Origin of the sequence: Frankia tisae (genome assembly GCF_025403405.1) — a bacterium.
GTDB lineage: Bacteria > Actinomycetota > Actinomycetes > Frankiales > Frankiaceae > Frankia > Frankia tisai.
Genome location: NZ_JANEZT010000187.1, coordinates 1 through 12,994 on the forward strand (window position 1 = coordinate 1; position 12,994 = coordinate 12,994).

The window sequence follows — 12,994 nt, forward strand, 5'->3', positions numbered from 1 at the left end:
GCCGACCCCGCCCCCGGCGCCCGGTCGGAGTTCGGTCGGAGTTCGGACCTGTTCGTCCTGGGCCGTCCTAGGCTTCGGTTGCCACCGGGACGCCGGTGCCGGCGGTGAAGGTGATGAACTCGATGCGCGGAGGGCCGGTGAGCAGGTGTTGCCGGCCGGCGGCGAAGCGGCGCATGTGCGGCTGGTTCTCGTGCTCCTCGAAGGCGTCGCGGTCCCGGTACAGCTCGTAGAACAGCCGGGCGTTCGGGTCGCCGGCGATGCGGTGCGTCGTGTAGATCAGCGTGCCCGGCTCCCGCTCCGCGATGAGGGGCACGGTTCGCGCCACGAGGGCGTCGAACTCGTCCGCGGTATCCGGGCGAACCTCGAAGCGCACCGTCAGACCGAACATGGCTCCACCTCCGCGACGCAGTCATCGGCAGCGAGGTCCACGCCGCCATCGTTCCATGGGTAACGGTGCGTGACTTCACTATAGATCACTGTAGTGCGTATCGCGAGACTCACGTCACATCGCCGCGGCCCGGACTCGGCGGACCTGAGTAGTCAGCAGGTGGGGCCGTCCGGACCTTGACGCCGACCGTCGCAGCCGTTCCGATCAGGGGGCGGGCAGGGTGGCGAGGGCGGCGGTCACGAGATGACGCATGAGTATCGGGTCCCCGCCGCGGTAGCTCCGAAGGAACTCCTCGGGGTCGATCACCACCCGGCCGGCGGACTCGTGGGTGGCTTCCCACGGGCCGAGTTCGGTGATCCGAGCGGTGCGGATCACCATGTAGGTCAGGTCGTCGGCGCCGAAGTAGTCGGACTCGATCACCTCGACCGGGTGCAGGGCGCCGAGCCGGGCCCGGACCTCCTCCCATGCCTCCCGCCGCACGGTCTCGTCGATCGACGACTCGCCGCGCTGCACGTGCCCGCCGGGGATGTCCAGCCCGCGGGCGAGGTCGGCGACGACCAGCCGGCCGTCGTCGGTGACCGCCACCACCGCGGCGCTGGTCACCTGCTCGAACGGCGGGTCCGGTGACGGCCCGAGGCAGCTCAGTGTCGTCTCGCCGCGCTGGCTGCGCCGCACGGGTCGCCGGTCCTCTCCCGCACTGGTCAAGGCAGGACTCCTCCGGTGGGTTCGGCTTCCTGGCTACCGTGTCGTGCCAGGCGCTGTTGGTGGTTCGGTCAGGTCGTCCGGTGGACTCGGTGCCGTGCCGGATTCGGTGCCGTGCCGTGCTGTGCCGGCGGGGCGGGTGATAGGTTGGATTATTGGACCGACTCCTTCTGCCTGCATTGTCCCGGCGGCAGTGTCCGGGCGGCGGGCGGCAGGGCCGGGGCGAGTCGGCGGGACGTGTGGTCGAGGAGATGGTCACCATGGCCGGTGCCGGGCGGGACTGTTCGATCGCCAACGCGCTCGGGGTCATCGGTGAGCGGTGGAGCCTGCTCGCGCTGCGCGAGGTGCTGCTCGGTGAGCGCCGTTTCGACCAGATCGCCCACAACACCGGGGCGAGTCGGGACATTCTCGCGGCCCGGCTGCGCACCCTCGTCGAGCGCGGCGTGCTGGCCAGGGTGCAGTACCAGGAGCGGCCACCGCGCTACGAGTACGTGCCCACCGAGGCCGGCCGCGCGCTACGGCCGATCATGCTCGGGCTGATGGAGTGGGGCGACCGCTACGTCACCGACGGCCCGGGGCCGACCAGGTGGGAGCACGACTGCGGCGCCGAGCTGCATCCCGAGATGGTGTGCGGCCACTGCCACGCGCCGGTGCTGCCGGGGACCACCAGCCTGGTCCGGCTCGGCCAGGTGCGCTGACCTCCCGCCGGCGAGCCCATCGCCGCCGGCGAGCCTTCCGCGCCTCGTCGTGATTCCCACCCTCGGGGCTCTGCGCTGCGCCGATGACGGGATCGCGCCGGTTGGTCGTCATGCGGAGGGTCGCTGGAAGGTGCGCGTCGTGGGCTCCACCATCAAGGTCCTGGACGCCCTGCCGATCACCACCGCGCACGGAGCACCCGTCACCGGCCTGTCGAACATCGACGGCTACGACGAGACTCCCTACACCTGGGACGCCCAGACGAAGCTTCCGCTCAACCCGAACGGTCTGGACACGGAGGGCCTCGTCCGCACGCGCAGCGGCGAGTTCTGGCTGGTGGCTGAGTACAGCCCGTCCCTGCTGCGGATCAGTGCCCGCGGAAAGGTGCTGGCCCGGTACGTCCCCGCCGGCCTGCAGCTGACCGGGACGGCCTATCCCGTCATTGCGTCGCTGCCCGCCATCCTCACCAACCGCAAGATCAACCGCGGTTTCGAGGGTATCGCGCTGGCGCCCGACGGCCGCACCCTCTACCTGCCCGTGCAGAGCCTGCTGCTGGTGCCCGACAAGGTCGAGGGCGTCGCCGTCCTCGGCCCCCGCACCGTCGCCGTCGCCGTCGCCAACGCCAACGGCCTCGGCCTCGGCACCTTCGGTCAGCTCATCGACTCCGGCGTCGAAAGCAGGATCCTCCTGCTCCACCTGAACCGCCCGCTGTCCTGACCGCGCGTTCCCGGCTGGCCGGCGCCGCGACGCCGGGGAGCCCTGCCGGGTAGCGGTGACTCGCCGGGTCCGTGGCAGCGTGGATCCGGCGAGTCAGTGGCATTGTCAGTAGGTAGGGCCTTTCCGGTTGCCCGGCGGCCGGTCCACGGGAACCGCTGATCGACCGCGCGAGGGGTGGGACGCCGTGCTTCCTGAGCGGGAGAGCCGTTACCTGCGCGATGTCGTCGCCCTGCTTCGCGGGCTGCTCGCGGACCGGCTGACAGCCGTCTACCTGTTCGGTTCGGGGTCCTACGGCGACTACGATCCGGGACCCAGCGACCTGGATGTTCAGGCATTCATCGACGGCACGCTCGAACCGGCGGTTCGGAACCGGCTCATCGAGGAGCTCGACCACACGGTGCTTCCGTGCCCGGCCCGCCGGCTCGAATTCGTGTGCTACGACGTCCGGGACGTCACGCCGGTGGCCCGCCATCCGCATTACCAGCTCAACCTCAATACCGGTACTGACATCGCCCGCCACGTTTCGACGGATCCGTCCACCGAGTCGAGCCACTGGTTCCTGCTCGACCTGGCGATCGGCCGTGATCTCGGTCGGGTCCTGTACGGACCGTCGCCGGTGGACCTGCTGACAGCGGTCCCGCGGGCCTGGCAGCTCTCCGCGATCCTCGACTCCTTGTCGTGGCACGACTCCAGCGAGCCGGCGACGCCCAACCGCGTCCTCAACGCCTGTCGGAGCTGGCGCTATGCCGAAACCGAGAGCTGGGGCTCCAAGCTGCAGGGCGCCCGCTGGGTCGCCACCCACCATCCGGATCTCACCGTCGTATCCGCCGCGCTGACGAGCCGCCACGACTACGGCACCGTCGACCCGCACGCCGCCGACGCCCTCGCGACCCGAACGCGCACCGCCGTCAACGCCGCAATCAAGACCACCACAGCCTCGCCCTGAATCGATGTCGTCCCGGCGCGCGGTCTGTCGCTCACTGGCCTGCTACTCGTCGGTCCAGAACCATGCCCGGTCGGAGTCCCGGTCCGGCGGCTCCTGAGCCTCCGGTGAATGCGCACCGGTCGAGTCGTCCATAATGAGCCCCGCAGGCGTGGATCCGCTCCGGGAATCCGCCCCGTTCTTCTCGTTTGCGTTCGGCCAGGGCGAGAAGGTCGTCCCAGGTCATGTCGAGGATGAGTAGAAGTGCTTCGATCACTTCGATGGCATCGGCGAGTTCGGTGCTTGGTACGCATGGGCAGACGGTAGCTGATCGCGACAGGGTAACCTCTGAAGGCCACGCGCGAGGATCTTGCGTGTTGATTTCGTGGCCCAGTGGATGACTGGCGGCACATCTGACCCGCGCGCCCCGGTCGTCGTCCAGGTCTTGGAAAGAGCCTCTTCGGCAGATCGGTCGGTGGGTACTGAGCTGCTTCTAATCTTGCCGTTGACCATCTCTGCCTGAACCACCCACTGTCCCGACCCGGCAGCCCCCAGCCGGCCCAGATCGGGGCCGGCTGTCGTCGGGAGTAGGTGTTGCCAGGTCCGCACTTCGCGGACCTGGCCGTTATCCGGCAGGCGCTCCGCCCGGCCGTCACCACGGTCGCCACGGGAACCGTCGGCGGCCGGGCCGCAGGGTCAGCCCTCGAGCGCCTCGGGCGCATGGTGCTTGCTCGTGAAGTCGTCGATCAGCTTGGCGGACTGCCGGTGCAGCACCGCGTGCAGCGGCGGAGTCCAACCCAGGAGGCGACCCGGGGCGCCGAGCGCCATGCCGGCCCAGCGGTGCACGTCGAAGGTGTCGCGTTGCTCGCGGATACGACCGTCGGCGAAGCGGAAGCTCGAGGTGATCAGATTGTGTACCGGGCGCCCGGTCCTGGAGAAGGTGTAGCGGGCTTCCCAGCGGGCCGAGCCCGAGTCGTTGTCGGCTTGGACGTCGCCGAATTCGACCCGCAGCTCGTCCCCGCGTTCGCACAGCATGTCCCACATCGCTATCGCTCGTTCCCCATGCAACTCCCGGAACACTGGGTCCCAGTACATCACGTCGGGGGCATAGCAGCTCTTTATTCTTTCGATGTCGGAATTCTGCAGGCTGGTGTAGAACCTGACGACGAGCTGGGCATTCGGGTGCATGTGCGGCTCCTACCAGGTGCGTGCGACGTTTACGGCCACTGGAAAGGTTCGCGGCCCGGCCTGCTTTGCGCAAGGGTCATTGCACCGACCGGCAATCGACTGCATACTGCCGGTCATCGATGGGTGGGCGGGCAAGACGCGAAAAAAGGGAGGAACGGTGACAAGGACACCTACGGCCACGCGACAGCGAAGTGGTTCGCCGCTGGTACCGGTCGGCGACGCGCGGACCGTCGCCGTGCAGACAGTCGACGTGCGGACCGTCGACGGCGTTCGAGCCGTGGACGGCCGCGCGACGGCCATCACCGTCATGACGCCGATCAAGCCCGGTATGACCCCCCTCGTACGCCTGGTCATGTTTGCCGGCGAACACCTCTCGGTGCTGGCCGAGGCGTTGGTCAAGCTGTCCTTCATCCATTATGCACGCTGGTCGATCGTGACCGGTCTGCCCTACAACGGGCCGCCTCAGGAGAAGGAGAGACTGCACTACGACTACCTGTTCTTCGAGACGAACTTCAACGGTACCTGGGATGAGTACATCGACGCCTTCTCGGAGGTCGTTCCGAATCGGATGAAGGCGATCTGGGGAACGTCCTTCGGCTTCCCCGGGCCACGGCCGGTCGGACCTTTCAAGGCTTACATCCACGCCAACGACCTTGCCGTCGACCACTATTACGGCGCCTACCCGGAGGCGACCACGAAGACCGTCCTGGCCGCGCTGCGGTTGCGGGAGAAGCTTGACGCATTCCGCGTGAAGGCGACCGACATCACCGATCCGGACGATTTCAAACGGGCCTACGACGCCTTCCTCGTCGACATCCAGCACGACCTGTAGACCAAGGGTAGGGACAGGCGCATGGCAAACACGAGTGGGCAGGCCTTCGCCCTGATGACCGCCTCGCCGGTGCTGGGCGGCCGGGCGCCGACGTTGCGCACGTACCTACGCCGGCTCCCGACCGGCGAGAAAAGCCCGTTGGCGCGCCTGGGCACCACGCACTTCGCTCGCTGGCTGGTGATCGACGATCTCGTCTACCAGGGACCGCCGCAGGTGAGGGAGCATCTCAAGTCGTCCTACCTGATCTTCGTGAGCAACTTCGACGGGCCGCTGGGCAGCTATATCGACGCGATCGCGCGGCTGATGCCGGTGGAAGCCGACGCCATCTGGGGACACTGCGTGGGCTACCCGGGCGCCGCGGACCCGACCGCGTTCGCGGGGTTCGTCCAGCGCAACCAGATCGACACGACGTTCTTCGTCTCGGCCTATCCGGACGCGAGCGTCGCCCAGGTGCGCGAGAGCCTGCGGGCCCGCGAGCGGTTCACCAACTTCGCCGTGTCGGTGCAGGGCACGGATCCCGCCGCGCTGCGCCGTGCGTTCACCGCCCGGTTCCCGGTGCCGGCATGAGGGGCGCCGACATGGTCGCCCTGGACGTCGACAACATCCAGGGCGTCGTCCTGCGCGGCTATCGGATGGCGGTCGGCTCGTATGTGTTCCTCAAGATCGAAAATGCGGTCGCGGGGCGGCGATGGGTCGATCGGATCATCGGGGACGTCACCACGGCCGCGCCGTGGGACAGCAAGCCGAACAGCGCGGTCAACGTCGCCTTCACGGCCCGTGGGTTGCGCGCCCTCGGGCTGCGGGACTCGGTCCTCGGCACGTTCTCTCCGCCCTTCCTGGCGGGGATGGCGTCCCGGGCGGCCTTGTTGGGGGACTGGGGTACGAGCGCGCCGAAGCACTGGACGGGCGGGCTTGGCGGGCCGAGCGTCCACGCCCTAGTCTGGTTGTCCGCGCGCACGCCTCGATACCTCGCGCAGCGCCTCCGCTGGCTGGACGGTACTCTCGCGGACGGCGGGCTCGCGGTGGTCAGCACGCAGCCGACCGCGTTGCTGAAGGGGCAGCGGGAGCACTTCGGCTATGCCGACGGCTTCTCTCAACCGGACATCGAGGGACTCGAGTCGGGTCCCCGCACCGGGCAGGGCGCGCTGGCTGGAAAGGGGCGGTGGCGCCCGGTCCGGCCCGGCGAGTTCGTGCTGGGGTACCCGGACGAGGAGGGAGTCCTCCCCGACGCCCCCAGGCCGGACAGCCTTGCCCGTAACGGCAGCTACTTCGTCTACCGCAGGCTCCGTCAGGACGTCGCGGGCTTCCGGGCGAGGTTGGCGCAAGCCGCGCGGGACTATTCAGGTGGCGAGGAAATGCTCGCCGCGAAGCTGGTGGGGCGGTGGCGCGACGGCACCCCCCTTGACGTCTGTCCGGCCAGCCCCGAGGGGAAGGTCGCCCGCGACCCCGCCCGCAACAACGCCTTCAGCTACGCAGACGACCCCGACGGCTATCGCTGCCCGGTCGGCGCGCACATCAGGCGGGTCAACCCGCGCGAATCCCTGCCGTTCGACGGCAAACTCGTCAACCGTCACCGGCTGGTGCGCCGCGGACTGCCCTACGGCCCGCCGCTGCCGCCGGGGGCGCCCGACGACGGCGTCGACCGCGGGGTCGTCTTCACCTGCTTCCAGGCCGACATCGCCCGCCAGTTCGAGTTCATCCAGTCGCAGTGGCTCAACGACGGGAATGCCTTCGGGCTGGGGGAGGACAAGGACGTGATCGTCGGCGACCACCGCGGCGCCGGCAAGATGACCGTCCAGGGCGAGCCTCCGGCATTCGTCCACCCACTTGTCCGGTCGGTCACCGTCACCGGCGGCGAGTACTTCTTCGCACCCGGCCTGAACGGGCTGTGCTACCTGTCCGGTCTGGCGGGCTGATAACCCGATGGGGGCATCATGTCACTGCTCGATGACCTTGTAAGGCTCGCTGGACAATCGGTCGGCGACACGCTGCGCTTCGCGGAGCGGGCGACCGCGCTAATCCAGGACCGGGTTCAACAGCATCCGGAGGAGGTCTTTGGTGTGCTGCGCGACGTGCGCCCGGTTTTCGTGCACGACGGCATGGCTGTCGTCACGAGGTTTCCCGACGTCGTCGAGGTGCTCACCCACGACCGTGAGTTCACCGTCGACGCGTACACGGCACCCATGGACGAAATCACCGGAGACTTCATCCTTGGGCTGAACGACGGGCCGCACTACGAGCGGGACGTGTCGCTGCTGCGTCTGGCATTCCGCCAGTCGGATCTTCCGGGGATCACCGAGCTGGTCGATTCCGAGGCCGCGCGCCTCGTCGACGAAGCCAGGCCGCTCGGGCGCATCGATGTCGTGAAGGACGTCTGCGACGCGGTGCCGGCGAAGCTGGCGGAGGCTTACCTTGGCGCGCCGGGACCTGACCGAGAGACGTTGATCGAGTGGGCCAAGGTCCTGTTCACCGACATCTTCGCGAATCCCAAGCGGGACCCGATCGTCACCAAGGAGGCGCTGGCAGCCGCCGCGTGGGTCCGCCCGCACGTCGACGGCCTGGTCGCGATCCGCAAGCGGTCGGCCCGGTCCGGGGAGCACAAGGACGACGTGCTCGGCAGGCTGCTGCGAGAGCAGGTCTCGAAGGACACGGCATTCAGCGACGAGGAGATCCGCAGTAATCTGATCGGGCTGCTCGTCGGGATGATTCCCACCACGTCCAAGGCGTCCGCGCTGGCACTGGACGAGCTGTTCCGCAGGCCCCGAGAGCTGGCGGAGGCCCAAGCGGCGGCCCGTGCCGGGGATGACGTCCTGCTCGGGCGGTACGTCAACGAGGCGATGCGGCTCGCGCCGCAGGCTCCGGGGCTGATCCGGCACGCGGTGGTCGACTATCCCATCGCGCGGGGCACCCACCATGAGACCATGATTACGGCTGGGACGGTCGTTTTCGCGTCGACCCAGTCGGCGATGCTGGACAGCGCCTTCGTACCGTCGCCGGAAGAGTTTCGCCTCGACCGGCCGGACTCCGTGTACCTGCACTTCGGAACGGGCCTGCACCGGTGCTTCGGGCGTTATGTCAACCCGGTGTCGATTTCCGCGATCGTGCGCGCGGTGCTGTCGCTCCCGGACGCGCACCGAGCGGCGGGACCCGCCGGCCAGCTGTCGGTCGTCGGCAATTTCCCGACCTCGATGACGCTGGAGTTCGCGACCGGTTGACGGGCCGACGGTGGGAACGGTTCGCTCCGGAACCGCCGCCCGATCCTGGTTCTGGATCCTGGCTGACCGCTGCCGCGGCACGGCCGCCGCGCGGAGCATCAGTCGCCGAACTCCGAGCGGACTCCCGGAGGAGTGAGTGCCGCGATGTAGTGCTGCGGGCTGTGGTCGTACAGGGAATATCGAAAAGGGACGGTACGGGAAATACGCAGCTGCCGGGCCAGGAACGACAGGGGTGCGGCAACGAGGTCGAGAATGTCACCCATCTGCGTCGTCGACGCGACGGGCGCCCAGTGGGCGTCGTCGCCTTTCCCCTGGTACTGGTACTCGGGACCGAAGTGAGCGAAGGGACCGGACGCCTTGGGTGGGAGAGCGGGAACCATGTCCTGGGCGTACCGGTAGCGGAACAACTGGTCTCCGACGAGTTTCTCGGAGCCACAGGCTGCCGCGAAGTCCGGGGAGCCGAGCATGGGTTGGCCGAACGTGTAGGTAGCCTTCAGCGTGGCGGCGATCCGAGTGTACGCCGGATCCGTCCTGATCATGACTGCCAGCAGTGCTGCCATCGCCGCGCCGAGGCTGTGGCCGGTGATGTAGAGCGACGAAAGAGCGTGGGGCATCGCCCGGCCGCCGGGCCGGACCGACTTTCCCTTCAACGCACGTTCCAACGCCCGCACGATCTCGTAGCGAGTCGCCCGCACATTCCGGTAGAACCCGCCGTGCACCTCGAACGGGCCGGACCCCTGGTCGAGCGTGAAGCTGACCCTATCCGGGTAGATGTCGGCGTCGGTCAACCAGTTGACAAAATTGGTCGGTTCGGTTCCCCGATAGCACAGGATCACCACTTTGCCGTCCTGGCTCTGGACCAGGAACGCCGTCGAGCAGATGAACATCGCGTCGACGCTTTCGGCGACCTGTAGGCAGTGGTTGTCGTGGAGCCCCATCCGTGCCATTATCATGGAAACGGTCTCGACGTCGGAATATGCGTATCCCGCGCAGGTTGCCAACGTGTGCGCGACGATCGGGTCCGGATGCTTCGTCGCCGACGCGAGGGTCTCGGCCAGCTTCTGGTACACCGGGAACGTCGCCGTAATGTCCGGCTTCATGGGCCGCAGGTCCGCGTAGGTGGGTGCGGTGACATTCTTTATCAACATGTCGGGTAACCCGGGACCCTTCGTTCTCGCTGGTGCGCGGGAGAGCCGCCCCCCTTTACTGTATCGTAGTCATTCGATTACGTCTTGTCGTCAAGGCGGGGTCTGTCGGGGGTTCCGGAGGCCGTTGGTGACGTTCGCCGACCAGCCGGACGGAGGTGTCGATCTCGAATGCGGCACGGTGACCACCCGAAGCATCGAGTCGACCCGCGAGCGCGAGTCGACCGCCAGCCGGGTAGTGGCGGAGGGTGCGAGGTGGGTTGGAGGACGGAAGGTCGGGAAAGAGCCGGCCTCCGCGCCGTGTTGCCGGCTGGGTGGTTCCTCGGTGCAGGGCGGGACCGGCGGGAGATGGAAGCTCCGCCCCGTCGGTCTGGTCTGGACGTGGGCTCCGCCGGCGTCCGCGGTTGTCCACCGGCTCGGCTACACGCTTGGGCCTCTCCCCGTGGCGGCGGACCGGCTCTGGCGCGTGCGGACGAGATGGGTCACGATCGTGCCCATGTCGTCGGTGTCCAAGGCGGGATCGGTCGGGCCCGGGCTGCCCGGGTCGTCCAGTGCCCCTTTCGCTGATCGGGTCCGCACAGCAGTGGGTAGGTATGGACCGCTCGTCTTCGGGCTTGACCCGTCGGGTGATCTGCTGACCGAGTGGAGTCTGACGGACACTCCGGACGGTCTGGAGCGTTTCGTCGACATCGTCGTCGATGCCTCGGTGGGGGCGGTGGGCGTGGTGAAGCCCCAGGCCGCCTTCTACGAACGGCATGGCTGGCGAGGAATCCGTAGCCTGGCCCGTCTCGTCGAGTCATGCCGCGACGCGGGCCTGCTGGTTCTCCTCGACGCGAAACGGGGAGATATCGGTTCGACCAGTCAGGCCTACGCCGAGGCCTACCTTGGATCCGACGCGGGGATTCCGGTGGATGCGATCACCGTCACCCCGTATCTCGGCTTCGCGGCGATGCGGCCGATCCTGGATCGAGCCGTGGCCAGCGATGCCGGCGTGTTCGTCGTCACCCGGTCGTCCAATGCTGAGGGCCGCGCCCTCCAGAGTGCCCGCCACGCGGACACCGCGACGGTCGAACAGCACCTGGTCGCCGACATCGCCGCGGAGAACAACCGCCTCGCGCCTGGCCGCGTCGGCCCGATTGGATCGGTGTTCGGCCCGACGCACGGCCCCCCGACGGACTTCGATCTCCGTGCGATGAACGGGTTGTTCCTCGCGCCGGGAGTCGGCGCCCAGGGCGCCACACCCGCGACAGTCGCGGCGTGCTTCGCCGATTGTCCCGATCGCGTTCTCGCCTCCGCGTCCCGGTCGCTGCTCGCCGTCGGGCCGGACCCGTCGCGTCTGCGGCACAGCGCCCAGACCCTCGCGGCGCACCTGCGCGACGCACTCCGCGCCTGAAACAGCCACTTTGATCGGAAACCTGTCGTACCCAGGACGACCAGACGACCAGACGACCGGCGACGGCTCGGCTGTGACCAGTCTGTGCCCAACCGGCCCGGGCGATCAGGAGGGGGAGCGGTGAGCGAGCGTCTGACCTGCGGAAACGCTCCTGGGAACGGGGTGCGGGAGGGGGGACTTGAACCCCCACGCCCTAGGGCGGCAGGACCTAAACCTGCTGCGTCTGCCATTCCGCCACTCCCGCGTGATTTCCAGGGTAGCGAGGACCGGCACCACGGTGGCATTGCGGTTCTCCTAAGCGTCGATCGGCGGTTACCGTGCGCCGTCAGGTCGGTCCAGATGCGTCCCGTCGGGTCCGCGAGGTTTGGGGGGATGAGGGCCGGAGATGTACCAGGCGGCCAACAGGGCTCCCGTGGTCGGCCAGCTTCCTTCGTCCGACGGTCGCCTTGCTGACAGGTGCGGCAGCCGCGCTGTCGCCAGCCCGACCCGCACGGGCGGCCGCCCGGCGGCAGGCTGGCGTGTGCGCCGGTCCGCGCGATGACGACTGGGAGACGACAGCAGATGACCACGACGGAGGCCCCGGGCATCGCCGCGACCACCGACACCGCGATTCCCGCCACCACCGCCACCACCACCGCCGGCACCTCGTCCACTGCCGTCGCTGATGGTGTCGTCAACGTCGCCGGTGACGGAACTGGCTCGGATGATCTGTCGGCCGGCAACGCTGGTGCCGAGGTCGCCGATGGTCCGCCCGGCTTGGGCGGCCCGCCGGTGGGTGCCGTCGACTTCGAGGTCGACCAGAGCGTTGGAGCAGGCGCTTCCCGGCGGCATCTCGCGGCGGCGAGCGCTCCCGGTGGTGGGCATCCGACGGCGGAGGATGCGGCGGCGGCCGACGGGGCCGCGCGGACCGTGTCCCGCCTGGGGCGGCCCGGGCCGCGGCACGCCGCCCAGCGTGCCCTGCTCGAACGCAATCGGGCGTTGACGCTGATCCACTCCGGGCAGGCGACAACCGCGACCGTCGACACCGTGTGTGACACCGGCGTGCGGGTGAACGGTCGGGCCGTCGCCGAGGTGCACCTGCTCGTCGATCGGCCGGGGGGTGCGCCGTATCCGGTGGTGCGCAGCGCGGTGCTGCCCGACGCGGACATGGATCTCAGTCGCGCGGCGATCGCCTCGTCCGGCCGGCCGCGGCGTATCCCGGTGCTGGTCGACCCGCGGCGACCGGGGAACGTGCTGCTGCGCTGGGACCTGCGGCCGGCGAGCTAGGCCCGGCGACCCCGGCGCGCCGCGGGGGGGCAAAGGCTTGTGCGCGGAGCGGGTCGGTCAGGCGGTGGCGAGGCCGAGGTCGCGCAGGAGCTTGGCGACGTGGCCGGTCGCGCGGACGTTGTACTGGGCCACCTCGACCCGGCCGTCGGCGCCGATGACGAACGTCGAGCGGATCACACCGACGGTCTTCTTGCCGTACATCGTCTTCTCGCCGAACGCGCCGTAGGCGGCCAGGACGCTGCGCTCCGGGTCGGACAGCAGTGGGAACGTCAGGGATTCGTTGTCACGGAACTTCACCAGCTTCGCCGGCTTGTCGGGGGAGACCCCGAGGACGTCGATGCCGGCGTCGTTGAGCTGGGCGAGGCTGTCCCGGAAGTCGCACGCCTGCTTCGTGCAGCCCGGCGTCGACGCGGCCGGGTAGAAGTAGACGACGACGCGGCGGCCCCGGAACGACGACAGCGACACCTCGTTGCCGTCGGCGTCGGGCAGGGTGAACTCGGGGGCGGGGTCGCCGCGTCGTCGTCTACTTC

The 12,994-nt window shown here is 68.9% G+C and carries 14 protein-coding genes and 1 tRNA gene; 9 read left to right on the forward strand and 6 right to left on the reverse strand.

Translation table 11 applies throughout. From position 1 onward, the window contains the following. Nucleotides 1-67: 67 nt before the first annotated feature. Together NBZ85_RS18115 and NBZ85_RS18120 are read right to left on the reverse strand one after the other, a co-directional pair. Complete coding sequence (locus NBZ85_RS18115) at nucleotides 68-388, reverse strand: putative quinol monooxygenase (protein ID WP_261556971.1); 321 nt, start codon at nucleotides 386-388, stop codon at nucleotides 68-70. A 204-nt stretch (nucleotides 389-592) separates the two neighbouring features. Beyond that, the gene (locus NBZ85_RS18120; RefSeq protein ID WP_261556970.1) at nucleotides 593-1,093 is read right to left on the reverse strand and encodes an NUDIX domain-containing protein; all 501 of its coding nucleotides are present in this window, start codon (nucleotides 1,091-1,093) and stop codon (nucleotides 593-595) included. A 248-nt stretch (nucleotides 1,094-1,341) separates the two neighbouring features. Between NBZ85_RS18120 and NBZ85_RS18125 the strand changes: the two genes are divergently transcribed. The 3 genes from NBZ85_RS18125 to NBZ85_RS18135 all read left to right on the forward strand — a co-directional run bounded on the left by NBZ85_RS18125 (nucleotide 1,342) and on the right by NBZ85_RS18135 (nucleotide 3,449). Further along, complete coding sequence (locus NBZ85_RS18125; protein WP_498041248.1) at nucleotides 1,342-1,788, forward strand: winged helix-turn-helix transcriptional regulator; 447 nt, start codon at nucleotides 1,342-1,344, stop codon at nucleotides 1,786-1,788. 139 nt (nucleotides 1,789-1,927) lie between these two features. Continuing rightward, complete coding sequence (locus tag NBZ85_RS18130; protein ID WP_261562276.1) at nucleotides 1,928-2,503, forward strand: esterase-like activity of phytase family protein; 576 nt, start codon at nucleotides 1,928-1,930, stop codon at nucleotides 2,501-2,503. Between the two features lie 184 nt (nucleotides 2,504-2,687). Further along, a complete protein-coding gene (locus NBZ85_RS18135; protein ID WP_261556960.1) occupies nucleotides 2,688-3,449 on the forward strand; it encodes a nucleotidyltransferase domain-containing protein in 762 nt (253 codons plus the stop codon). 672 nt (nucleotides 3,450-4,121) lie between these two features. On the opposite strand, the gene NBZ85_RS18140 is transcribed toward NBZ85_RS18135, so the two are convergent. Next, on the reverse strand, nucleotides 4,122-4,613 hold the full coding sequence (locus NBZ85_RS18140; RefSeq protein WP_261562277.1) for a nuclear transport factor 2 family protein: 492 nt from the start codon (nucleotides 4,611-4,613) through the stop codon (nucleotides 4,122-4,124). 235 nt (nucleotides 4,614-4,848) lie between these two features. On the opposite strand from NBZ85_RS18140, the gene NBZ85_RS18145 reads away from it, so the two are divergent. From NBZ85_RS18145 to NBZ85_RS18160, 4 genes are read left to right on the forward strand one after another with little or no spacing between them, the layout of a single operon-like run. Beyond that, the gene (locus NBZ85_RS18145) at nucleotides 4,849-5,445 is read left to right on the forward strand and encodes a hypothetical protein (RefSeq protein WP_261556958.1); all 597 of its coding nucleotides are present in this window, start codon (nucleotides 4,849-4,851) and stop codon (nucleotides 5,443-5,445) included. Between the two features lie 21 nt (nucleotides 5,446-5,466). Next, entirely contained in the window at nucleotides 5,467-6,012 is a 546-nt protein-coding gene (locus tag NBZ85_RS18150; protein WP_261556957.1) for a hypothetical protein, read from the forward strand. Next, nucleotides 6,009-7,361 carry a Dyp-type peroxidase gene (locus NBZ85_RS18155; protein ID WP_261562278.1) on the forward strand — a complete coding sequence of 451 codons (1,353 nt, stop codon included), beginning with the start codon at nucleotides 6,009-6,011 and terminating at the stop codon, nucleotides 7,359-7,361. Before NBZ85_RS18150 ends, NBZ85_RS18155 begins: the two co-directional genes overlap by 4 nt. Nucleotides 7,362-7,379: 18 nt before the next feature. Continuing rightward, nucleotides 7,380-8,660: a cytochrome P450 gene (locus NBZ85_RS18160; RefSeq protein WP_261556953.1), complete on the forward strand. Its 1,281-nt coding sequence runs from the start codon at nucleotides 7,380-7,382 to the stop codon at nucleotides 8,658-8,660. Nucleotides 8,661-8,758: 98 nt separating this feature from the next. Here the strand turns inward: NBZ85_RS18160 and NBZ85_RS18165 are convergent, their stop codons facing one another. Continuing rightward, entirely contained in the window at nucleotides 8,759-9,808 is a 1,050-nt protein-coding gene (locus NBZ85_RS18165; protein ID WP_261556951.1) for a lipase family protein, read from the reverse strand. A gap of 493 nt (nucleotides 9,809-10,301) precedes the next feature. Here NBZ85_RS18165 and pyrF point away from each other — a divergent pair, with 493 nt between their 5' ends. Then, nucleotides 10,302-11,198 carry an orotidine-5'-phosphate decarboxylase gene (gene pyrF / locus NBZ85_RS18170; protein WP_261556950.1) on the forward strand — a complete coding sequence of 299 codons (897 nt, stop codon included), beginning with the start codon at nucleotides 10,302-10,304 and terminating at the stop codon, nucleotides 11,196-11,198. A gap of 163 nt (nucleotides 11,199-11,361) precedes the next feature. Here the strand turns inward: pyrF and NBZ85_RS18175 are convergent. Beyond that, a tRNA-Leu gene (locus NBZ85_RS18175) sits at nucleotides 11,362-11,442 on the reverse strand. A gap of 317 nt (nucleotides 11,443-11,759) precedes the next feature. Here NBZ85_RS18175 and NBZ85_RS18180 point away from each other — a divergent pair. After that, entirely contained in the window at nucleotides 11,760-12,464 is a 705-nt protein-coding gene (locus NBZ85_RS18180; protein WP_261556949.1) for a hypothetical protein, read from the forward strand. A gap of 57 nt (nucleotides 12,465-12,521) precedes the next feature. On the opposite strand, the gene bcp is transcribed toward NBZ85_RS18180, so the two are convergent. Next, a partial coding sequence (bcp, locus tag NBZ85_RS18185) for a thioredoxin-dependent thiol peroxidase (protein ID WP_261562279.1) occupies nucleotides 12,522-12,994 on the reverse strand: 473 nt, incomplete at its 5' end.